Source organism: Streptomyces sp. NPDC094147 (assembly GCF_044764265.1).
In the GTDB taxonomy this organism is placed as follows: domain Bacteria; phylum Actinomycetota; class Actinomycetes; order Streptomycetales; family Streptomycetaceae; genus Streptomyces.
In genome coordinates this window covers 68,672-89,848 of sequence record NZ_JBIWHT010000013.1, presented here as the reverse complement: position 1 = coordinate 89,848, position 21,177 = coordinate 68,672, and the positions used below count along the sequence as shown (strand labels likewise).

The 21,177-nt window shown below is 71.3% G+C and carries 16 protein-coding genes; 10 read left to right on the top strand and 6 right to left on the bottom strand.

Annotation, left to right across the window (positions count from 1 at the left end; all coding sequences use genetic code 11):
- Window positions 1-83: 83 nt before the first annotated feature.
- The 6 genes from ACIQ8J_RS20625 to ACIQ8J_RS20600 form a co-directional block, all read right to left on the bottom strand.
- A complete protein-coding gene (locus tag ACIQ8J_RS20625; RefSeq protein ID WP_403273646.1) occupies window positions 84-1,505 on the bottom strand; it encodes a M1 family metallopeptidase in 1,422 nt (473 codons plus the stop codon).
- Entirely contained in the window at window positions 1,502-5,485 is a 3,984-nt protein-coding gene (locus ACIQ8J_RS20620) for a Pls/PosA family non-ribosomal peptide synthetase (RefSeq protein ID WP_403273648.1), read from the bottom strand. Before ACIQ8J_RS20620 ends, ACIQ8J_RS20625 begins: the two co-directional genes overlap by 4 nt.
- Before the next feature lie 128 nt (window positions 5,486-5,613).
- Window positions 5,614-6,822 (bottom strand): helix-turn-helix domain-containing protein, encoded by a 1,209-nt coding sequence (locus ACIQ8J_RS20615; protein ID WP_403273650.1) that lies wholly within the window; start codon window positions 6,820-6,822, stop codon window positions 5,614-5,616.
- Window positions 6,823-7,037: 215 nt separating this feature from the next.
- Window positions 7,038-7,985, bottom strand: a complete 948-nt coding sequence (locus ACIQ8J_RS20610) for a hypothetical protein (protein ID WP_403273652.1) — start codon at window positions 7,983-7,985, stop codon at window positions 7,038-7,040.
- A 94-nt stretch (window positions 7,986-8,079) separates the two neighbouring features.
- Window positions 8,080-9,606, bottom strand: a complete 1,527-nt coding sequence (locus ACIQ8J_RS20605) for a DUF6801 domain-containing protein (RefSeq protein ID WP_403273655.1) — start codon at window positions 9,604-9,606, stop codon at window positions 8,080-8,082.
- 130 nt (window positions 9,607-9,736) lie between these two features.
- The gene (locus ACIQ8J_RS20600) at window positions 9,737-10,369 is read right to left on the bottom strand and encodes a hypothetical protein (RefSeq protein WP_403273657.1); all 633 of its coding nucleotides are present in this window, start codon (window positions 10,367-10,369) and stop codon (window positions 9,737-9,739) included.
- Window positions 10,370-11,145: 776 nt separating this feature from the next.
- Here ACIQ8J_RS20600 and ACIQ8J_RS20595 point away from each other — a divergent pair.
- From ACIQ8J_RS20595 to ACIQ8J_RS20550, 10 genes are all read left to right on the top strand, one after another.
- Complete coding sequence (locus ACIQ8J_RS20595) at window positions 11,146-12,129, top strand: ABC transporter ATP-binding protein (RefSeq protein WP_403273659.1); 984 nt, start codon at window positions 11,146-11,148, stop codon at window positions 12,127-12,129.
- Window positions 12,130-12,218: 89 nt separating this feature from the next.
- On the top strand, window positions 12,219-12,950 hold the full coding sequence (locus ACIQ8J_RS20590) for an MlaE family ABC transporter permease (protein WP_403273832.1): 732 nt from the start codon (window positions 12,219-12,221) through the stop codon (window positions 12,948-12,950).
- A gap of 4 nt (window positions 12,951-12,954) precedes the next feature.
- Window positions 12,955-13,758, top strand: a complete 804-nt coding sequence (locus tag ACIQ8J_RS20585; RefSeq protein WP_403273661.1) for an MlaE family ABC transporter permease — start codon at window positions 12,955-12,957, stop codon at window positions 13,756-13,758.
- Window positions 13,755-15,008: an MCE family protein gene (locus ACIQ8J_RS20580; protein ID WP_403273663.1), complete on the top strand. Its 1,254-nt coding sequence runs from the start codon at window positions 13,755-13,757 to the stop codon at window positions 15,006-15,008. Before ACIQ8J_RS20585 ends, ACIQ8J_RS20580 begins: the two co-directional genes overlap by 4 nt.
- Window positions 15,005-16,036, top strand: coding sequence for an MCE family protein (locus ACIQ8J_RS20575; RefSeq protein WP_403273666.1), 1,032 nt, complete (start codon window positions 15,005-15,007; stop codon window positions 16,034-16,036). The genes ACIQ8J_RS20580 and ACIQ8J_RS20575 overlap by 4 nt, the downstream gene beginning before the upstream one ends.
- On the top strand, window positions 16,033-17,097 hold the full coding sequence (locus ACIQ8J_RS20570; RefSeq protein ID WP_403273669.1) for an MCE family protein: 1,065 nt from the start codon (window positions 16,033-16,035) through the stop codon (window positions 17,095-17,097). The genes ACIQ8J_RS20575 and ACIQ8J_RS20570 overlap by 4 nt, the downstream gene beginning before the upstream one ends.
- Window positions 17,094-18,233 (top strand): MCE family protein, encoded by a 1,140-nt coding sequence (locus tag ACIQ8J_RS20565; protein WP_403273672.1) that lies wholly within the window; start codon window positions 17,094-17,096, stop codon window positions 18,231-18,233. The genes ACIQ8J_RS20570 and ACIQ8J_RS20565 overlap by 4 nt, the downstream gene beginning before the upstream one ends.
- Entirely contained in the window at window positions 18,230-19,390 is a 1,161-nt protein-coding gene (locus tag ACIQ8J_RS20560) for an MCE family protein (protein WP_403273675.1), read from the top strand. The genes ACIQ8J_RS20565 and ACIQ8J_RS20560 overlap by 4 nt, the downstream gene beginning before the upstream one ends.
- The gene (locus tag ACIQ8J_RS20555; protein ID WP_403273677.1) at window positions 19,390-20,676 is read left to right on the top strand and encodes an MCE family protein; all 1,287 of its coding nucleotides are present in this window, start codon (window positions 19,390-19,392) and stop codon (window positions 20,674-20,676) included. The genes ACIQ8J_RS20560 and ACIQ8J_RS20555 overlap by 1 nt, the downstream gene beginning before the upstream one ends.
- Entirely contained in the window at window positions 20,673-21,170 is a 498-nt protein-coding gene (locus ACIQ8J_RS20550) for a hypothetical protein (protein WP_403273680.1), read from the top strand. Before ACIQ8J_RS20555 ends, ACIQ8J_RS20550 begins: the two co-directional genes overlap by 4 nt.
- Window positions 21,171-21,177: the final 7 nt, after the last annotated feature.

Here is a 21,177-nt window from a genome sequence, read left to right as displayed (position 1 = left end):
AAGCCATTCATACCGGTCGCAGCCAGGACAAAGGCGACCAGAATGCGTGTGGCCGAAAAAGGAATTCGTATACGGCGACTGCCTCAGGTCGCTGCCTCGGCGGGCAGTTCCGGGAGCTTCTTGTCGTAGAGCCAGGCGTGCAGCAGCGGGCGCACGGGCTGCCCGGCCGTGGCTTCCGCGTGGGCGATGAACGCGGCGGTGTCGCCGATCCGGCCGCGCCGCGCCGCGTGCCAGCCGCGCAGCACCTCGAAGAACCGGTCGTCGCCCACCGTCGTGCGCAGCGCGTGCAGGGTGCAGGCGCCCCGGGTGTAGAGCCGGTCGTCGAAGATGCGGCGCGGCCCCGGCTCGGCGAGCCGCAGGTTCTGGCCGCGCCGCGCGAGGTTGCGCCACTCGCGGCGGGCGATCTCGTCGGCGCTGTCCTCGCCGACGTGCTCCGACCACAGCCACTCGGCATAGGTGGCGAAGCCCTCGTTGAGCCAGATGTGCCGCCACTCGCGGATGCCCACACTGTTGCCGAACCACTGGTGCGCCAGCTCGTGGGCGACCAGCGTCTCCCAGCCGCGCTGCCCGTCGATGTGGTTGCGGCCGAACACCGACCGGGTCTGGTTCTCGACCGGCGCGCCGAGTTCCGCGTCCACCACCACCGCCCCGTACGCCTCGAACGGGTACGGGCCGAACAGTTCCGAGAAGTGCCGCAGCATGTCGGGCTGGCGGCCCAGATCGTGCCGCGCCGCCTCGGCGAGCCGGGGCGGGTAGGCGTTGTGCACGGGGATCGGCGGTCCGCCGGGCGGCCCCGGCGAGAGCACGCTGTCGTGCTGGAAGCGGCCGGTGTAGAGCGCGGCCAGATAGGTGGCCATGGGCCCGGGGTGGTGATAGGTCCACACATCGGTGGCGCCCTCGCTGCGGCACTCGGTGAGCGTCCCGTTGGCGAGCGCCTGCCGGTCGCGCGGCACGGTGACCCGGAAGGTGTACGCGGCCTTGTCGTCGGGCCGGTCGTTGCACGGGAACCAGGACGGCGCCCCCAGCGGCTGGGAGGCGACCAGGGTCCCGTCGTGGCTGTCACCGGTACGGTCCCAGCCGATGCTCCCGAACGGCGAGCGGATCGGACCGGGCCGCCCGCCGTACTGCACCTTGGTGGTGAACACCGCGCCCGCCGCCACGGGCTGACTGGGCGTCACATACAGCTTGCCCTGCCGCTGGCGGATCCGGGCGGTCCTGCCGTCGACGTGCGCGGCGTACGCGCTGAGCCGGGCCAGGTCGAGCTCGACCCGCTCCAGCGGCCGCAGGGCGACGGCCTGGATGAGCGCCGTACCGGCGAGCCGGCCGCTGGCCGAGTCGTAGGCGATCCGCAGGTCGTACGCGAGGGTGTCGTGCCCGTACGAACCGTGCTGCGGGAAGTAGCGGCCCCGGCGACCGGTCGACTCGTCGTCGGCCACGATCAGGGAGCTGCCGATCGCGGACAGGGCGGCGGCCCGCACCAGGGACCGCCGACTGCACCGGGTCATGCGGCACTCCCTTCCCGGGCCGAACCCTGACGGCCCGTCAATGTTCCCTGATTGTTGGACAGTTGAGCCCCGTCGAGAGCCGACTGCTCGCCCGCGATCGGGTTGCCCGCCCAGCGGGTGTCCCGGGGCACGCTCTCGCCGCGCATCACCAGCGAGGCGGCACCCACCGAGGCGCGGGCGCCGACATCGGTGCCGGGCAGCGCGATGCTGTGCGGGCCGAGCGACGCGCCCTCGGCGAGCCGCACCGTGTCCAGACGCATGATCCGGTCGTGGAAGAGATGGGTCTGCAGCACACACCCGCGGTTCACGCTCGCTCCGTCCCCCAGAGTGATCAGATCGGTCTCCGGCAGCCAGTACGTCTCCAGCCACACCCCGCGCCCGATGCGCGCCCCGAGGCTGCGCAGCCACCAGTTGAGGACCGGCGTCCCGGTGAAGGAGCCCGCCATCCACGGCACCGCGAGGGACTCCACGAAGGTGTCGTACAGCTCGTTGCGCCACACGAAGGACGACCACAGCGGATGCTCGCCCGGCTTGAACCGGCCGACCAGGATCCACTTCGCGGCGGTCGCCGTCAGCCCCGCCACCACGGCCGCGACAAGGAGCAGCACGGTCCCGGCCAGCGCGGCCAGCGGAAGGCCGCCCCGGTTGAGGGCGTTCTGTTCGCCGATCAGCACGGCCTCGGCGAGCAGCACCCCGCACATCAGCGGCAGCACCCGGCACAGCTCGACCGCGGCGCGGGCGAGCACGAGGCGGCGCGGCGGCTGGAAGGTGCGGCCCGGGTCGGCCGTGGTCGGCACCCGCGGCAGCGGCAGCGCCGGGCGGCCGAGCCACGAACTGCCCGGCTCGCTCTGCGCGGGAGCGTCGCACAGCACGCCGATCAGCGCGCCGTCAGGGACCCGGCGGTCCGGGCCGACGATCCCCGAGTTGCCGACGAAGGCCCTCCGCCCGACGGTCGCCGTCCCCAGCCGCAGCCAGCCGCCGCGGATTTCGAACGGTGCCACCAGGGTGTCGTCGGCGAGGAACGCCCCGTCCTCGACCGTCAGGAGCGAGGGCAGCGGCAGCACCGTCGAGATCTCGGCGCGCCGCCCCACCCTGGCCCCGAGCAGCCGCAGCCACACCGGGGTCGCGAGGCTCGCGTACAGCGGGAAGAGGCTGGAGCGGGCCCCGCTCAGGAGCCGGGTCACCAGCCAGGCGCGCCAGGCGACGCCGCCGCACACCGGGTGGAAGCCGGGCTTCAGGCCCCGGCCGAGGATCCGGACCAGCCCGGCGAGCACCAGCATCGAGAACAGCGTCGTGGCCACCGCGATGGGCGGCGCGGCGATCAGCAGGCACACGGCGACCTGGGAGAGCGTGTCGCAGGAACGGACGAGGTAGTAGACGCCGACCAGTGCGGGTGCGGTGGAGATCAGCGAGAGCAGGGGCAGCCCGGTGAGTGACAGCGCGTACGCGGCGGCCCAGCGGCGCGAGCGGCGCCGGCGGGGCGTGGGCCAGCCGTTGCCCGCGATGCGCTCGTGCGATTCGGCCGGGCGGGCGGGCGAGCCGAGCCAGCGGCGGCCGGCCGGGATCTGGCCGTCCAGGCAGGCCCCGGGCTCCAGTTCGGCGTCCGCGCCGAGGACCGCGCCGGGCATCAGGGTGCTGCGGTGGCCGACCCGGGCGCCCGCGCCGATGCGGACCTCGCCGATGTGCAGGGTCGCGCCGTCCAGCCACCAGCCGCTGATGTCGGCCTCCGGCTCCACGCTTGAGCCCCGGCCGATCGTCGCGAGGCCGGTCACCGGCGGCATGGCGTGCAGGGCCACGCCGCGTCCGACCCGGCAGCCGAGCGAGCGCGCGTACAGCCGGGCCCAGGGGGTGCCGAGGAGGGAGGGGACGCCGAAGGCGGCGACGATCCGCTCGGCCGTCCACAGCCGCAGATGGACCCGGCCGCCGCGCGGATACGTCCCCGGCACCACGGTCCGGGTCAGCAGCCGGGCCGCGCCCGCGCCGATCGCGAAGCGGGCCGGCGCGCTCATCAGGACCAGGGTGCCGATGATCACGAACCACCAGGAGGTGTGCGGCGCCCAGGCCTGCGGAGCGAGCAGCCCGAGCACGTTGTCGGCGGTGGCCAGACCGACCAGACCGCGCAGTCCGGCGATCCCGAACAGGGCTGTCTGGACGAGGAGTTGGACCACTCCCGCACTGCGCGGCACCGGCTGTACGGGCCGGGCCTCGGCGGCCGGGCCTTCGAGGGATTCGAGGTGCTGGGCCATGTCCCGCAGCACGGGGCGGCGGTAGAGGTCGGCGACGGAGACACCGGGATAGTGCCGGCGCAGTTCGGAGGCGAGCCGTGCCGCGCTGAGGCTGGAGCCGCCCAACGCGAAGAAGTCGCTGTCCGGTCCGGGGCGCACCCCCAGCATCCGCTCCCATGCCCCGGTGAGGCGGGCCGTGGTGGAGCCGTCGTCCTGGCCGGGGTCGGCGGCGAGGCCGCGCTGGGAGGGCAGCGGCCAGGGCAGCGCGTCCCGGTCGACCTTGCCCGAGGTGCGCGTCGGCAGCTCGGGGACCTCCACGAGCAGCGGCACGAGCGCGGCGGGAAGCCGCTCGGCGAGGAAGCCGCGCGCCTGATCGGCGCGGAAGCCGCCCTGCTCGGGCACCACGTAGCCGACCAGGATCTGGCCGCCGGACGGTGTGCCGCGCACCGCGCCCGCCGCGGCCCGCACGCCGGGGAGGGCTCTCAGCATGGCGTCGATCTCGCCGAGTTCGATGCGCCGACCGCCCACCTTGACCTGGTCGTCCGCCCGCCCGAGGTGGACGAGGCCGGCCGCGTCGGCGCGTACGAGATCGCCGGTGCGGTAGGCGCGTTGGGTGTCCAGGAGCGCGAGCGGCCGGAAGCGCTCGGCGTCCTTGGCGGCGTCGAGGTAGCGGGCCGTGCCCGCCCCGGCGATGACCAGTTCGCCCTCGGCGCCGTAGGGCACGGGCTGCCCGGACGGGTCGAGCACCGCCAACTCCCAGCCGTCCAGGGGGAGTCCGATGCGTACCGGCTCACCGGGCTGCATCCGGGCGGCGGTCGCCACCACCGTGGTCTCGGTCGGGCCGTAGGTGTTCCACATCTCGCGGCCCTTGACCGCGAAGCGGTCCGCCAGGGCGCCGGGGCAGGCCTCGCCGCCGACGATCAGGAGCCGGACCTGTTCCAGGGCCTCGTCCGGCCAGAGCGCGGCGAGGGTGGGCACCGTGGAGACCACCGTGATCCCGCGTTCGATCAGCCAGGGGCCCAGTTCATGGCCCGCCCGCACCAGCGAGCGGGGCGCGGGCACCAGGCAGCCGCCGTGCCGCCAGGCCAGCCACATCTCCTCGCACGACGCGTCGAAGGCGACCGAGAGCCCGGCGAGCACCCGGTCGCCGGGGCCCAACGGGCTCTCGTTCAGGAAGAGTTGGGCCTCGGCGTCGACGAAGGCGGCGGCCGAGCGGTGGGTGACCGCGACCCCCTTGGGCAGCCCCGTCGAACCGGACGTGAAGATGATCCATGCGTCGTCACTGGGCAGCGCGGGACGCCAGGGCGCCCCGATGGGCGCCACCGGCCCCGGCAGTATCCGCTCGTCGGCTTCGAGGACGGCGCACACCCCGGCCTCGCGGAAGACGGTCGCCGCGCGCTCCTCGGGGTCGTCGGCGTCGACCGGTACGTACGCCGCGCCGCACAGCAGGACCGCCAGAATGGCGAGATACAGATCACACGTGCCCGACGGAATCCGGACACCGACCCGGTCGCCGGGGCCGATGCCGTGGCGGGTGAGCCGCACGGCCCGTTCGGTGATCCGGTCGCACAGGTCTTGATAGGTGAGTCTCTCGCCGCCCGCGTCGAGTGCGAGCGCGCCCGGGTGGGCGGCCGCCGTCGCGTCCAGTACGTCGAGCAGGGTGCGGGGGCCCGGGGCGCAGGCGCCGCGGTAGACAGCCGGCAGATGCGAAGACAATTCGGTATGCCTCTGGCGTAGTGCGGGTGGTACGGACATCCTTCGGACGTCCGCCTCTCCAGACGGGCATATCCAGCGGCGGGTTCGCTCCGGCCTCGGGACTTGACGATATTTATCCGTTGTTTTCGAAGCGATTCGGATGATTATGGCGCCGATCGGGGCAAGATTCAGGGCCGATCGCGGTGGCCGAGATCCCTGGCGCGTAGCACTAGTTCGGTGGCGAACCGGTGTTCGGGGTCGGCGAGCCGGTCGCCGAAGACGGACTCCAGGGTCCGCATCCGGTACCGGACGGTCTGCGGATGCACAGCGAGGAGTTCGCCCATGTGGGCGGCGGTGCCGCGGGTGGCGAGCCAGGTCCGCAGGGTTTCCATGAGCCGGTCGCGCCGGCCGGGTGTCAGTGCGTCCAGGGGCGCGAGCTCGCGTCGGGCGAGGTGGTCGAGGAGCGCTGGGTCCGAACGCAGCCACAGCGTGACGAGGTGGTCCTCGCTGTTCAGGGTGGCGCTGTCGCTCTCGATGACGCCGGATTCGGCGAGTTCGAGGACCTGGCGGGCCCAGCGCAGGGAATCGGACGCATCGCCGATGGGAACCTCCAGACCGACCGCGGCAGGGCAGCCGTGCAGGGCCGCGTCCAGCATCCGTCTTCGGAGTTCGTCGACCGGCCCCGGCACCAGGAGGTAGGGGAGCGGCTCGCCGGGATCGGCCAGGACATCGTTGTCCAGCGCCGCGCGGGTCAGCCCCGTCGCGGAGCGGAGCGCGACCGGGGTGACCCGCTCGGGAAGAGTCCAGCAGGCGCGGTCGGCGAGCTCCGCGATCGCCGCGCGCGGCACCGGCGACCCGGCGACGATCAGATGCAGCAGCCGTCTTCGCAGCGCGTCGGAGCGCTCCCCGGAGAAGGAGGTGACCTCCAGATAGCCCTCGCGCGAGAGCGCTTCCAGCTCTTCGACGTAGGTGAAGAGGGCGTCGGCGAAGCTGAGCATCAGGGCGGGGGAGAGGTTGTAGCGGCGGCCGATCTTCTTGGCCCGGCGCAGCGCCACCCGGGCGCCGAGGCGGTACGCGCCCTGGAGGGTGTCCAGGCTCCGGCCCTCGTACGCCTCGAAGCGCCCGAACCGGCGGCACATCTCGTCGCGGAGGGTGGAGGGTGCGCTGGGGGACGCCACCTGGTCGACGAAGACGGTGAGGTTCTGCTCCACGCCGACCCGGATCGCCTCGCCGTAGGGCCCTTCGAGCAGCCGGGCGTACTCGGGGTAGGCGCGGGTGACCTCCGCGCCGATCTCCTTGAGCAGTCCCGGCAGTTCGGGCCGCAGGATCGCGGCGAACTCCTGTGGGAGCGGTCCCAGCGGCTCCTGGGTGTCCGAAGATTGCGCGGCTGCGGGCATGTCACTTCCCTTGGACTACGGCGCCCGGTGGAGGGAGGCCGATGGGGAAAGCGCTCTCACCGACCGACAGGTGCGTACCTTCGCGGACTGCTGAACCTAGAACAACTTCCTTGTGAGGTACAACACTTGGCGGGTGATCGGGTTCCTGCGGCATCGGTTGTCGGCCGTTTGCGCGGTGGCCCGGCCGGAGCGCGGCCGGGCCTGCGGCGCGGTGGTTACTGGACCGCCGAGTGCCAGTACTGGGAGAGCAGCTTGCCGTTGTCGGGGACGACCGTGCCGGGGGCGTGCAGACCGGCGAGGTAGGTCGACGCGCTGTTCAGTACGACACTGTTGTGGCCGGCCGCCGAGGGCAGCCCGGTCTTGAGGTTGACCGCCCAGTCGAGCAACCCGGCGAGCCCGCAGCCGTTCGCGCCGGGCACCGCGAAGGTGGCATCGCCCTGGTTCGCGCCGGTGAGGCTGAGCCGGTTCATGACTCCGGTCGTATGGGCCGTGCCGTTGCCGTCGAAGCGCTGGATGCCGAGCGCCGGAGCCGTCAGGTTCTTCGGGCGCAGCACGATGGGGTTGCCGGCGGAGCCGAGGTAGCAGGAGCCGCCGAGGATGGGGTTCTGGAGGTGGATGCGGACCGGGATCGCGACGATCGGCTGACCGGTGGAGGCGCCCGCCGTGAGGTTGAAGTCGCTGGGTGTGCCCGCCGATTCGACGGTCGCGGTGATCCGGTTGAGGGTGCCGTCGGTGATCTGCCGGCAGATGCCGCTGATGACGGGGAGGTCGCTGGGGCACATCAGGCCGAGCAGCCCGCCCGGGATGTCGGCCGGGTCGGCGATGAGCGCGCCGCCCGCCGGGGCGATCAGGGTGGGCGCTCCGGAGGCGTGCTGCACCACGCCGAGCTGGAGATCGCTGGCGCCGGTGACGACCTCGGTGCTGCCGAGCTTGATGGAGCCGCCGGCCGAGTGGGAGGCGATGCACTGCACGATGTCGATGCGCCCGTCGGCGGCCAGCATCGCCGGATCGTCGACCGGGCAGCGGGTGAACGGGGCCCAGTTTCCGCCCAGTTGAGTCGCCGGGGCGGCGTCCGCGACGGCCGGGCCCACCGCCCCGAGCAGGGTCAGTGCGGTGCCGGCGGCCAGCAGTTGCGCCCGCAGGCGGTTGGATACGGGTCTCATGAGGTCGGTCCCCTCTCGACGTCTCGGCTCGCGACGTCCTGGTGTATGGGTGGCCGGATCAACGGCCGGGGCAGGCAAGTGAGTTGGCCGGAAATCAGCGCAGCGGCGGCGGTACGGTCGTCGGCTGCTTGTCGCGGGTGCAGAGCTTCGCGGGGTCGTCCGGGATGCCGGAGGCGCACGGCGCTCCCTGGTTCTGCTTGACCGCGTTGCCGGGCCCGGACACGGAAGCGGTCAGCAGCGGGCTGAGGTCCTCGCCCACCCCGCAGCCGGTGAACGGCGGAATGGTCACCGAGCCGGTCAGCGGCCCGCCCCGGGAGAGCGAGTAACCGCGCCAGACCGTGTCCGCGCCCTTCTTGAGCTGCCCGAGCAGCACCATGTGGTCCTTGGTGTTCTGCGCCGGGTCCGGATCGTCGGAGTAAACCGGCCTGGTGGTACGGCAGTTGGGGCCGACGTCGAGCTGCGTCCCGTTGACTTTGACGTCGCTCAGGTGCAGCACCAGCGGGATCCGGATGTACGTCTCGCCGTGCCCCGCCGTGTTGTTGAGGTCGGAGTCGATGGACATGGGCCCGCTCTGCTCCAACGTCATCGTGGCGGTGGTCGGCATGAACCCGAAGGTCAGGAACGTCGCGGGAGCCGGTGGGGTCTCCCGGCGGCCCTGGTATTCGAGCTGCCCGACCGACTGCTGGAGCAGATGGAGCTCGAAGACACCGGGCCGCACCTCGATGCGCTTGAGCTTGCTGAGTCCTTGGACGATCTTGGCGCAGTAAACGGGGACCAGCGAGGCGCCGCCCAGCTTGGTGACGTTCGAGTACCCGGTGGCGTACGCCGAGAGCGCGAGCGGCTGGGCGGTGTCGCCCCGGCACTCGGGTGCGGCGGCGGGCGGAGCGCTTTGCGTCCTGGGAGGCGCGACGCCGGGAGGGGCGGCCGAGGGCCGGGCCGGACTGCCGGTGGCGGGGTCGTCGGCCGAGGCGCTGGGAGACGGCGTGGGCAAGGAACTCGCCCCGGTGACGGGCACGTTGGCGAGCAGACCGGAGCCACCCGGGGTGAGAGCGCAGGACACCGCGACGGTGGCGGGAACGGTGGCGGCGCCCTCCGCGGTGCGCGGCGCGAACTCGATCGTGAGCCCCGCCGCCGTCACGGTGAGGTCGCCCGGACTGTTCGCGGTGACGGTGGGGACCTCGCCGGTCGCGGTGAGGACGGCGCCGCCCGGGGAGGCGAGCGGCACGGAGGGCGCGGTGCCCTGCCAGACGGCGCGGGCGGCGGCGCCGTTCTGGGCCACCTCCGTCGTCAGCCGGGTGGTGGCGCCCGTCGTGCTCGCGCGCAGCGCGGTGAGTCCGGCGACGGCGGCATCGGGCAGGGTGAGCGCCGTGCCGACTTCGGCGGGCCGGATGGGCACGCCCGCGGTGGCCCGGTCCGGGAACTTGGCGGCGACCCGTACCTTCACCGGCTGGGCTCCGGCCGGGAACGCGCAGCTGTAGGCGAGTTCGGTGGTGACCGGCTGGTCGCCGAGGGCCGGCCCCGCACCGGGCACGACCCCCGCCAGGACCACGGTGGCCGCTGCCAGGGCCGTGCGCGCGCTCACCCTCGGGCGCTGCCCGGCCGAGCCCTGGGTTGCTCTCACGTCGTGTTCAGCTCCACTCGCTCGGCTCCTCGGGACGGCCGTCGGCGCCTGCGCCGCGTCCGGCGGACCCGCCCGTCCGGCCGAGACCGGACCGGGCGGCCCCGGGGCGTGCGCGAGACGTCACGCGGCATTACGAGCCGGTGATGGTGGGGGGTGTGCTGGTGCCGCTGACCACCGCGAAGTAGTCGCCGTTGAACGACGGGTGGTCACCGGCGCTCACCACGCCCGAACAGCCCGCCGTCGGGTCGGAGACGGTCAGCTCGGTCGGGGTGGCCGAGATCGCCAGATCGCCGGTCGAGTTGGTGTAGGTGCCGTGCGCGGTACCGGTCACGGTGAAGGCGCAAGTGGCCACGGACACCCGGGCGTTGATGTTGGAGATGTAGCTCTGCGAGACGCCGCTGCCCGCGTCGTAGTCGGTCACGTTCAGCGCCCACGGGGTGTTCGCGACGGTGTCCACCGCGCCGAGGAAGCTGGTGCACGACTCACCGGTTCTGCCGAAGTGCGCGGGGTCGATGCTGCCGATCGCCGCCGGGTTGCCGGTGGCGCTCGCCAGCGTGCCCCCGGCGTCCGCGTAGGTGCAGGTCATGTCGATGCCGTTGATGGAGAGCACCACATTGGTGGACGTGGCGGTGAAACTCTCGGGCGAGTTGGGGCCGACGACCCAGTTCGTGGGCGCCGCGGCCATGGCGGGCGCGGTCGCCAGCGCGAATGCGGCCGTCGCCGCGCCGCCTACCAGCGCGAGCTTTCCAAGAAGATTTCGCACAGTAAATTCCTCCGATTTCACCAGCTACGGGTACGGATTCGGCCACGTACGATCCGTGACGATGCGGACGTTACTTGCGAGAAACATGGGCGCACAATCCTGGCGTTCAAGATTGTGCCGAGCTGGGCCGTTCCTTGTGCCGTGGATGAGTAATCGGCCGGATTTTCTTGTCGATTGGTGCGCAATGCCGCGGCGCGAACCCCGCCATTCCTGCTCAAGCTCCCGGCTCCTGGCCCAAAACCATTGACCTGGCGGGCAGTTACAGGTGAAACCCGTCAACCGGTGACAAGTTCCGGAGGGAAAGTGCTGCTTCAGTGACAAGTTTCCGGTGGCCGGACCCGGGCTCGCGGGAACTTCTGGAACTGGTATTGCAGAGCAAGGTTACCCAGTCGTAGCGTCCGATGTGCGGTCGGCCCCGGGCGGCTCGTCCGGATTCGCATCCGCTGCTGGTCCAACGCTCCCGGCGGCCGCCCCCGACGGCCGGGATCCGCACGGGCGAAACCCCCGGCCCACCCTCCTTTCCGGGCCAGGGGTCTGCCCCGGGGGCGCCGCGGCGGAGCTCCCCTCGGCCGCGGCGCCCCGCCCTCCCGCGCCACCGCCGTACTGCTCACTTGCTGCTCAGTTGTCCGCGAGGGCGGCTTCGGAAATTGTCAACTGATGACAAAGGAAAGGGATTTCATCGATGTGACCGTCCGGGTTCTTGTTTCGGCGGCCTTGGTCAACTTACCGTGCGCCTCTCGGTGCACCTGCGCCACTTCGTGCCTGCTGGGGGTGGGATGGGAATTGAAGTCGTGGTCGAGGGTCTGACCAAGTCCTTCGGCAAGCAGAACATCTGGCAGGACATCACCCTCACCCTGCCCGCCGGTGAGGTCAGTGTCATGCTGGGGCCCTCCGGCACCGGGAAGACGGTATTCCTCAAGTCGATCATCGGGCTGCTCAAGCCGGAGCGCGGCCGGGTCCTCATCAATGGCGTCGACATGGTGAGCAGCCCCGAGCGCGACATCTACAAGACCCGCAAACTCTTCGGCCTCATGTTCCAGGACGGCGCGCTCTTCGGCTCGATGTCCCTTTTCGACAACATCGCCTTCCCGCTGCGCGAGCACACCCGCAAGAAGGAGTCGGAGATCCGCCGCATCGTCATGGAGCGGGTGGACATGGTCGGCCTCCTGGGCTCCGAGGAGAAACTGCCCGGGGAGATCTCCGGCGGGATGCGCAAGCGCGCCGGACTCGCCCGCGCCCTGGTGCTCGACCCCCAGATCATCCTCTGCGACGAGCCGGACTCCGGGCTCGACCCGGTCCGCACCGCCTTCATCTCGCAGCTCCTCATCGACCTGAACGCGCAGATCGACGCGACGATGCTGATCGTCACCCACAACCTCGACATCGCCGCGACCGTCCCCGACAACATGGGGATGCTCTTCCGCCGCAACCTCGTCACCTTCGGGCCCCGGGAAGTGCTGCTGACCAGCGAGGAGCCGGTCGTCGCCCAGTTCCTCAGCGGCCGCCGCGAAGGCCCCATCGGCATGTCCGAGGAGAAGGACGCCGCGACCCTCGCGATGGAGCAGGCCAACAGCGGCCCGAATCCGGTGAGTTCACCCCGTCCCCTGGTTCCGCAACTGGAGCCCTCGCCGGGGCTGCCCGCCCGCAGTGCCGTACTGCGCCGCAAGCGGCGGGTCCTTGCCATGCTCGACCAACTGCCGCCCGTGGCCCGCCGGGCCATCGAGAGCGGTATGGCGCCCGCCCAAGGGGCGACGCCGTGACGACGGAGGCCGAGCGAACCCCGCCCACCCCACCGCCTCCGCCGCGCCAGCCGCTCCCCGGCCTCGGCGCCCTCCGCCAGACCGGGCGGCTGTTCTCGCTCGCCGCGGCCGTCGTCCGGGCCGTCTTCCGGCGCCCCTTCCAACTGCGGGAATTCATCGAGCAGTTCTGGTTCGTCGCCAGCGTCACCATCCTGCCCGCGGCCCTCGTCTCCATCCCGTTCGGTGCCGTCATCGCCCTTCAGGTCGGGTCGCTCACCCAGCAGCTCGGCGCCCAGTCCTTCACCGGCGGCGCCAGCGTCCTCGCCGTCATCCAGCAGGCCAGCCCGCTGATCGTGGCCCTGCTCATCGCCGGGGCCGGCGGGTCCGCGATCTGCGCCGACCTGGGCTCCCGAACGATCCGCGAAGAGCTCGACGCCATGGAGGTCATGGGCGTCTCACCGGTCCAACGCCTCGTCGTACCCAGGGTGTTGGCCACCATGTTCGTCGCCGTACTGCTCAACGGCATGGTCTCCGTCGTCGGCACCCTCGGCGGCTACTTCTTCAACGTCATCATGCAGGGCGGCACCCCGGGCGCCTACCTCTCCAGCTTCTCCGCCCTCGCCCAGCTCCCCGACCTCTACATCAGCGAGTTCAAGGCGCTGATCTTCGGGTTCATCGCCGGGATCGTCGCCGCCTACCGCGGACTCAACCCGCGCGGCGGCCCCAAGGGCGTCGGCGACGCCGTCAACCAGTCCGTCGTCATCACCTTCCTGCTGCTCTTCTTCGTGAACATGGTCCTCACCGGGATCTATCTCCAGATCGTCCCCCCGAAGGGCGGCTGAGCCGATGGCCCTCTTCAGCCTGCTCGACCGCTCCGGCGACCAACTCACCTTCTACGTCAAGGCGTTGCTGTGGATCCCGCGCACCCTGCGACGCTATCTCAAGGAGGTCCAGCGGCTGCTCGCCGAGGTCGCCTTCGGCAGCGGCGGCCTCGGCGTCATCGGCGGCACCATCGGCGTGATGATCGCCATGACCCTGTTCACCGGCACCGTCGTGGGCCTCCAGGGCTACGCCGCGCTCAACCAGATCGGCACCGCCGCCTTCACCGGCTTCGTCTCCGCCTACTTCAACACCCGTGAGATCGCCCCGCTGGTCGCCGGGCTCGCCCTGTCCGCCACCGTGGGCGCGGGCTTCACCGCCCAGCTCGGCGCCATGCGCATCAACGAGGAGGTCGACGCCCTCGAAGGCATGGGCGTACGCAGCCTGCCCTACCTGGTCACCACTCGGATCATCGCCGGAGTCGTGGCGATCGTCCCGCTGTACGCGATCGGCCTGCTGAGCTCCTACTTCGCGTCCCGGATGACCACGGTCGTCTTCAAGGGCCAGTCACGCGGCACCTTCGACCACTACTTCAACCTCTTCCTCTCCCCGACGGACGTGCTGCTCTCCGTACTCAAGGTGCTCATCTTCAGCGTGATGGTGATCCTGGCCCACTGCTACTACGGCTTCCGCGCCACGGGCGGACCGGCCGGCGTCGGCGTCGCGGTGGGCCGCTCGGTCCGCAACGCGATCGTGCTGATCGCCGTCACCGACTTCTTCCTCTCGCTGGCGATCTGGGGCGCCACCACGACCGTGAAGGTGGCCGGATGAACGCGCGGACCGTACGCCGCCGCCTCGCCGGAGTCGTCTTCCTGCTGGTCCCCGCGCTGCTCATCTGGCTCTCGATCGCCGTGTACGACAAGGACTTCACCCGCTCGGACACGGTGACCGTCGAGACGGGCAGCGTCGGCAACGAGATGCATCCGGGCGCCGAGGTGAAGCTGCGCGGCGTCGTCATCGGCGAGGTCCGCGGCATCAGCGCCGACGGCGACGGGGCGAAGCTGACCCTGGCCCTCCAGCCGGGCAGGCTCAGCCGCGTCCCGGCCGACGTGACCGCGCAGATGCTGCCGACCACCCTCTTCGGCGAGCGGTTCGTGGCGCTCGTACCGCCACCGAACCCGTCCGCGAGCGCGCTGGCGGCCGGTGCCGTCATTCCGCAGGACCGCTCCCGCGACGCCATCGAACTGGAGCAGGTCCTCGACCACGTCCTGCCGATGCTCACCGCGGTGAGGCCGGACCAGCTGTCGGTCACGCTCTCCGCGGTCGCCCAGGCCCTGCGCGGCCGGGGCTCCCAGCTCGGCGACACCCTCGTCACGCTGGACGCCCACCTCAAGAAGTTCAACCCGGACCTGCCCGCCCTCAACGCCGACCTGAAGCAGCTCGTCCAGGTCACCCGGACCTACAGCGACGCCGCCCCCGACATCCTCAGAGCGCTCACCGACGCCACGACCACCACCGGCACCCTGGTCGACCAGCAGACCCGGCTCTCCGATGTCTACGGCCGCACCACCACGACCGCCCAGGACCTCACGGCGTTCCTCCAGCAGAACAAGGACAACATCATCCGGCTCAGCGAGGTGAGCCGCCCCACCCTGCAACTCCTCGCCGAATACTCCGCCTCCTTCCCCTGCACGCTGCGCACGCTCTCCGGGTTCGTCCCCGCGATGGACAAGGCACTCGGCAAGGGCACGGACGAGCCGGGGCTCCACGTCACCGTGAAGGCGGTGCCCTCGCTCGGCAAGTACGTCCCCGGGCGCGACGCCCCCTCGTACACGGCCGGCGGCGGCCCGCACTGCTACCCGGTGCCCTACCTCGGCGCCCCGCTCCCCGCCGAGAGCGCCCTCGCGAATACCGCGGCCGCCGGCGACCGCGGACTCGGGCTGCCCAACTCCCCGCAGGAGAACCAGCTCGTGAACGAGTTGCTCGCGCCCGGCATGAAGCAGGTGCCGCAGTCCCTGCCGGACTGGAGCAGCCTCCTCGTCGGCCCCGCGCTCAGGGGGACGGAGGTGACCATCAAGTGAACCGCCGCAGCATCGCGGGCCCGCTCGTCAAATCACTGGTCTTCGTCCTGGTGACGGCGCTGGCGACCACCGTCCTCGCGCTGTCCATCGCCAACACGGGAGTCGGTGACACCACGACGTACCGGGCGCGCTTCACCGACACGACCGGGCTGATCGAGGGCGACAGCGTCCGCATCGCCGGGGTGAAGGTCGGCCAGGTGGACGGCGTGGAGGTGGTCGACCGACGGCTCGCGCAGGTCACGTTCTCGGTGCAGCGCAGCCGGATCCTGCCCGGCACGGCCACCGCCGCCATCAAGTACCTGAACATGGTGGGCCAGCGGTACATCGAACTGGGCCGGGGCACCGGCGCGGTGGGCGCGGCGCTGGCGCCCGGCGCGACCATCCCCGTCGAGCGCACCACGCCCGCCCTCGACCTCACCCAGCTCTTCAACGGCTTCCAGCCCCTGTTCGAAGGCCTCTCGCCCAAGGACGTCAACCAGCTCGCCGGCTCCATCGTCCAGGTCCTCCAGGGCGAGGGCGGCACCGTCGACAGCCTGCTCCGGCACATCGGTTCGCTCACCACGACCGTCGCCGCCAAGGACAAGGTCATAGGCGAGGTCATCAGCAATCTGAACACCGTCCTGACCACGGTCAACGACCGCGAAGCCGGATTCAACGACCTGGTGGTGACGCTCCAGCAGCTGGTCTCCGGCTTCGCGGGTGACCGCAAGCCGCTGGGCGATGCCATCGCAGCGATGGGCGATCTGACGACGGTCACCGCCGGGCTGTTCCAGGACGGCAGGGCGCCGCTCAAGGAGGACATCAAACAGCTCGGCCGGCTGTCCTCGAACCTCGCCGAGAGCGCTCCCCAGATCGAGAACTTCCTGCGGAAGACGCCCGACAAGATGCGCGCCGTCACCCGGATCGCCAGTTACGGATCCTGGCTCAACCTCTACCTCTGCGAAGCCAAGGTGTCCGGGGTGAAGACCGAGGACGGCAGCGCGCCGCCCACCGGAATCCCGGTCAGCGAATCGAGGTGCCAGGGATGAGACCGCCCGCACCGCGGTGGCCCCGGCCCCGCCTGCGTCTTGGGCCCATCAAGCCGATGAAGGAACGCAACCCTGTCACGGTCAGCCTGGTGGGCCTGCTGCTCCTGGCCCTGGTCGGCTTCGCGGCGTTCAACGCGGACTCGCTGCCGTTCATCGGCGGCGGTACCACCTACAGCGCCGACTTCTCCGAGTCCGCCGGGCTGCGCAGCGGCGACGAGGTCCGCATCGCCGGGGTCAAGGTCGGCGAGGTCGGCGACGTCTCACTGGACGGTGCCAAGGTGAAGGTCACCTTCAAGGTGAAGCACGCCTGGATCGGCGACGCCTCGACCGCGGCCATCGCCATCAAGACCCTGCTCGGCGAGAAGTACCTGGCGATCGACCCGCTCGGCACCGCGAAGCAGAACCCCGGCAGCCGCATCCCGCTGGCCCGGACCACATCCCCGTACGACGTCACCCAGGCCTTCGAAGGGCTCAGCAACACGATCGGCGACATCGACACCGCCCGGCTCGCCAAGAGCTTCGAGACCATCTCCGAGACCTTCAAGGACTCACCGCCCGATGTGCGCACCGCGGTGTCCGGACTGTCCGCCCTGTCGAAGACCGTCTCGCAGCGCGACACGCAGCTCGCCCAACTCCTCAAGGGGAGCGAGCAGTTGACGAAGACCCTGGCCAACAGGAAGAGCAGCTTCGAGACCCTCATCGACGACGGCGGGCTGCTGCTCGGCGAACTCAAGCAGCGCCGCGACGCCATCCAGGCGCTGCTCACCGGAACCCGGGGCCTGGGTACCCAGCTCACCGGTCTCGTCAAGGACAACGCAGCCCAACTGGGGCCCACCCTGGCCGCGTTGGGGCGCGTCACCGACGTCCTCGTCAAGAACCAGCAGGGCCTCGACCGGACGCTGGCCCTCGCCGGCCCCTACTACCGGCTCGTCGGCAACGCCCTCGGCAACGGCCGCTGGTTCGACACGTACATCTGCGGTCTCGTCCCGAGGAACTACCTCCCCGCCAACTCCCTTCCGGGAACCGGCTGCATGCCGCCGAAGAACGGAGGCTACTCATGACCCGGCGACGCGCGCTGACGATCGTCGCGGCCCTCGCGGTGATCGCCGCCGCCGTGCTCGGCGGACTGCGCGTGTTCGCCGGCCCCGGCGGGAAGCGCATCACCGCCTACTTCGACCACGCCGTCGGGGTCTACCCCGGATCGGATCTGCGGATCCTCGGAGTGAAGGTGGGCGAGGTCGACTCGGTGACCCCGCAGGGCAAGCAGGTCAAGATCGTGGTGACGCTGGACCGGGGCGTACGGGTGCCCAAGGACGCCAGGGCCGCCATCGTCTCGCCCAGCGTCGTCGCCGACCGGTACGTCCAGCTCGCCCCCGCCTACACCGGGGGACCCGAGATCGCCGACCGCGCGGAGCTGCCCGCCTCCCGCAACGCCACCCCCGTGGAGGTCGACCAGCTGTACGCGTCCGTCACCGAGCTCAGCAAGTCCCTCGGCCCGAGCGGCGCGAACTCGACCGGAGCGCTCTCGGGCCTGCTCGACACCGGAGCCAAGAACCTCGACGGCAACGGCGCCGCGATCGGCGACTCCATCGAGCAGTTCGGCAAGGCGGCCAAGACGCTGGACGGCAGCAGCGAGCACCTCTTCGCCACGCTGTCCTATCTGCAGACGTTCACCACCATGCTGAAGAACAAGGACGGTGCGGTGCGCGACGCCCAGAACCAACTCGCCGACGTCACCTCGTTCTTCGCCGACAACAAGGACAACCTGGCGGGCGCCCTCAAGGAGCTCGGCACGGCGCTGGGCCATGTGAAGACGTTCGTCCAGGACAACCGCGGCAGCCTCAAGGCGGAGGTCGACAAACTCGCCCCGCTCACCCAGACCCTGGTCGACCAGCGGGCCTCGCTCGCGGAAGCCCTGGACACCGCGCCCCTGGCGGCCGGAAACGCGCTCAACGCCTACGACCCGGCGCACCGCACCCTCGACGGCCGGGGCAACATCAACGAGATCAGCATGGGCGGCGACATCGTCTTCCCGCTCAACCCCGCGACAGCGGGCGGCGCGGCACTCGTGCCGGTACCGGAATCCGGCCTGAAAGCCCTCCCGGCGCTACCGCTGCCCGCCGTCGGCACCGTGTACGGGACCGCCGCCGACTCCGCGTCCCCGGGATCCGCCGCGAAGAGCGGGGGCCGGGGATGAGAGCGGTCGCCACACGCCGGATACGGGCCGTCCGGGCGGCGTTGACCGGCCGAAGCGTCAGCGGACGGGCCGGTGCGGGGGTGGGAGCGGGCGTCGCGGCGCTCGTCGCGCTGGCCCTCGTCCTCGGCGGCTGCTCGGTGCCGTCGTTCTCCGGGATCGACCAGCTCCCGCTGCCCGGCGGCGCCGACCTGGGCAGTCACCCGTACGACATCACCGCGGACTTCGCCGACGTACTGAGTCTGGTGCCGCAGGCCGCGGTGAAGGTCAACGATGTCGCCGTCGGCCGGGTCACCGAGGTGTCGCTCGCGTCGGACGGCTGGTCCGCGAAGGTGACCATGCGGATCAGGGGAGACGTGAAGCTCCCCGCCAACGCGTACGCCCAGCTGGAACAGTCCAGCCTGCTCGGCGAGAAGTTCGTCCAGCTCTCCGCGCCGGCGAAGGAGACCAAGGAGACGGCGCAGGGCAGCCTCGGACCCGGCGCCGCCATCCCCCTCGCGCGCACCAACCGCAACCCCGAGGTCGAGGAGGTGCTGGGGGCGCTGTCCATGCTGCTCAACGGGGGCGGCGTCAACCAGCTCAAGACGATCACCACCGAGCTCAACAAGGCGATCGGCGGCCGCGAGCCGGAGGTCCGCTCGATGCTCCAGCGCGTCACCACCCTGGTCACCGATCTCGACGGGCACCGCGGCGACATCACCGACGCACTCGACGGCGTGAACCGGCTCTCCGCGACCCTCGCCACCCGCAAGGAGCAGGTCGGCACGGTACTCACCGGACTGTCCCCGGGCCTCAAGGTCCTTGAGGACCAACGGGGTTCGCTCCTCACGATGCTGAAGTCGCTCGACACCCTCTCCACGGTCGCCGTCTCGACGATCAACAAGAGCAAGGACGACATGGTGGCCGATCTGAAGGCGATCGCACCGACCCTCAAAGCCCTCGCGGACTCCGGCAAGGACCTCCCCGACTCGCTCCAGGTGCTGCTCACCTACCCGTTCACGGACGAGGTGCTGCGCGGAGTCAAGGGCGACTACCTCAACGTCTACCTCGACGTGGCGGCCGTACCCGGCACCCAGATCATCCCGCCCATCACCGCGCAGCCGTCCCCCAAGGCGCCGCTCGGCCTGCCGTCCGTCGGCGGCACGGGGGGTGCGCGCTGATGCTGACGCTCGCGACCAGACTCAAGAACCTCGCGTTCCTCGTGATCGGGGTTCTGGTGCTCGGCTACACCGGCTTCCGGTACGCCGACGTCGGCCACTACGTCGGCGTCCGCGACTACTACACGGTGAAGGTCCATCTCGCCGAGACCGGCGGGCTGTTCACCCACTCCAACGTCACCTACCGCGGCGTGTCGGTGGGCCGGGTCGGGCCCATCGGGCTCACCGACGACGGGGTCGTAGCCGAGCTGCGCATCGACAACTCGGCGCCGCGCATCCCGGCCACCCTGCGGGCGGTCGTCGCCAATCTGTCCGCGGTCGGCGAGCAGTACATCGACCTGCGGCCCACCTCCGCGGGGGCGCCCTACCTCGGCGACGGCGGGGAGATCGCACAGTCCGACACCCGCACCCCGGCACCCGTCACCACCGTACTCACCAGCGTCGACGACCTTGCCGCGTCAGTGCCGTCGGAGTCGCTGCGCACCGTCGTCGCCGAGTTCGGCAAGGCCTTCGAAGGGCGGGGCAACGACCTCCAGGTGCTCCTCGACAACGGCACCGACTTCGTGAAGGCGGCCGACAAGGCGCTGCCCGCCACGTCCACGCTGCTCGCGGACGGCGAAACCGTGCTGCGCACCCAGGCCGAGGAGGGCCAGGCCATCCAGACCTTCGCGTCGGGGGCGCAGCGGCTCGCGGCCACGCTGAAGGGTTCGGACACCGATCTGCGCCGGCTGATCGCCGCCGCACCCGATGCCGCAGGGCAGATCAGCGGGCTGCTGCGGGATCTGGATCCGCAGATCGGCGTGGTGCTCGCCAACCTCCTGACGACGGCGGACGTGGCCGTCACCCGTCAGCGCGGAATCGAGGAACTCCTGGTGAAACTACCGCAGTTGGCCGCATCCGGAGCCACCGCCATCGACGGCAAGGGCGCCAACCTGGGCATGGCGGTCACCTTCTTCGCGCCCCTTCCCTGCACCGACGGGTACGGCGGCACGACGTACCGCAACGGTCTCGAAACCCTGGACACGCCGAACCTCAACACCAAGGCGAGATGTGCCGCGCCCGCGAGCAGCGGCATCGACGTCCGCGGCTCGGCGCACGCCCCCGGCGGCGGCCGGCTCCCGGCCCCCGCCAGACCGGGCTCCCTGCCGCCGACGCCCGCACCCGCGACCGCGCAGGCACCGCTCCCCGGAGCCCTGGCTCTGCCCGCGCTGCCCGCCGACGGCCCGTCGGACCTGGCCGCACTCCTCGGCCTGCCCTCCACCGCCGGCGGACGGGAGGCGCGGCAGTGACCCGCGAGTCCGGACGGCTCCGTGTGCTCACGGCCGCGCTCGTGACGGTCGCCGTCGCCTTCTGCGCCTACGCGGGCTTCACCTACGCGCAGGCCCGGGATGACTCCTCGGTCGCCTACGCCACATCGCGCGACGCGGTGCTGAAGGCCGGCCGGGCGCAGATTGCCGCGCTCTCCACCCTGGACGCTGCCCACCCCGACGCGGCGCTGCGCACCTGGCTGGACGCCTCCACCGGGCCCCTTCAGGACGAACTGCGCCGGGCCGGTGCGGGCAAACCGGCCGCATCGGCGCGCGGCACGGTCACGGATGCCGCCGTCACCGAACTCGACGACCGCTCCGGCACGGCGAAGCTCATCGCGACCGTCCAGGTCCAGCTCACCCCGTCCACCGGCACGGCCACCACCGACCGCAAGCGCTTCGAAGCAGGCCTGGAACGCACCGCCGCCGGCTGGAAGCTCAAGGCACTCGGCGCGGTCCCGGTCGCCGCGCCCTGACCCCGGA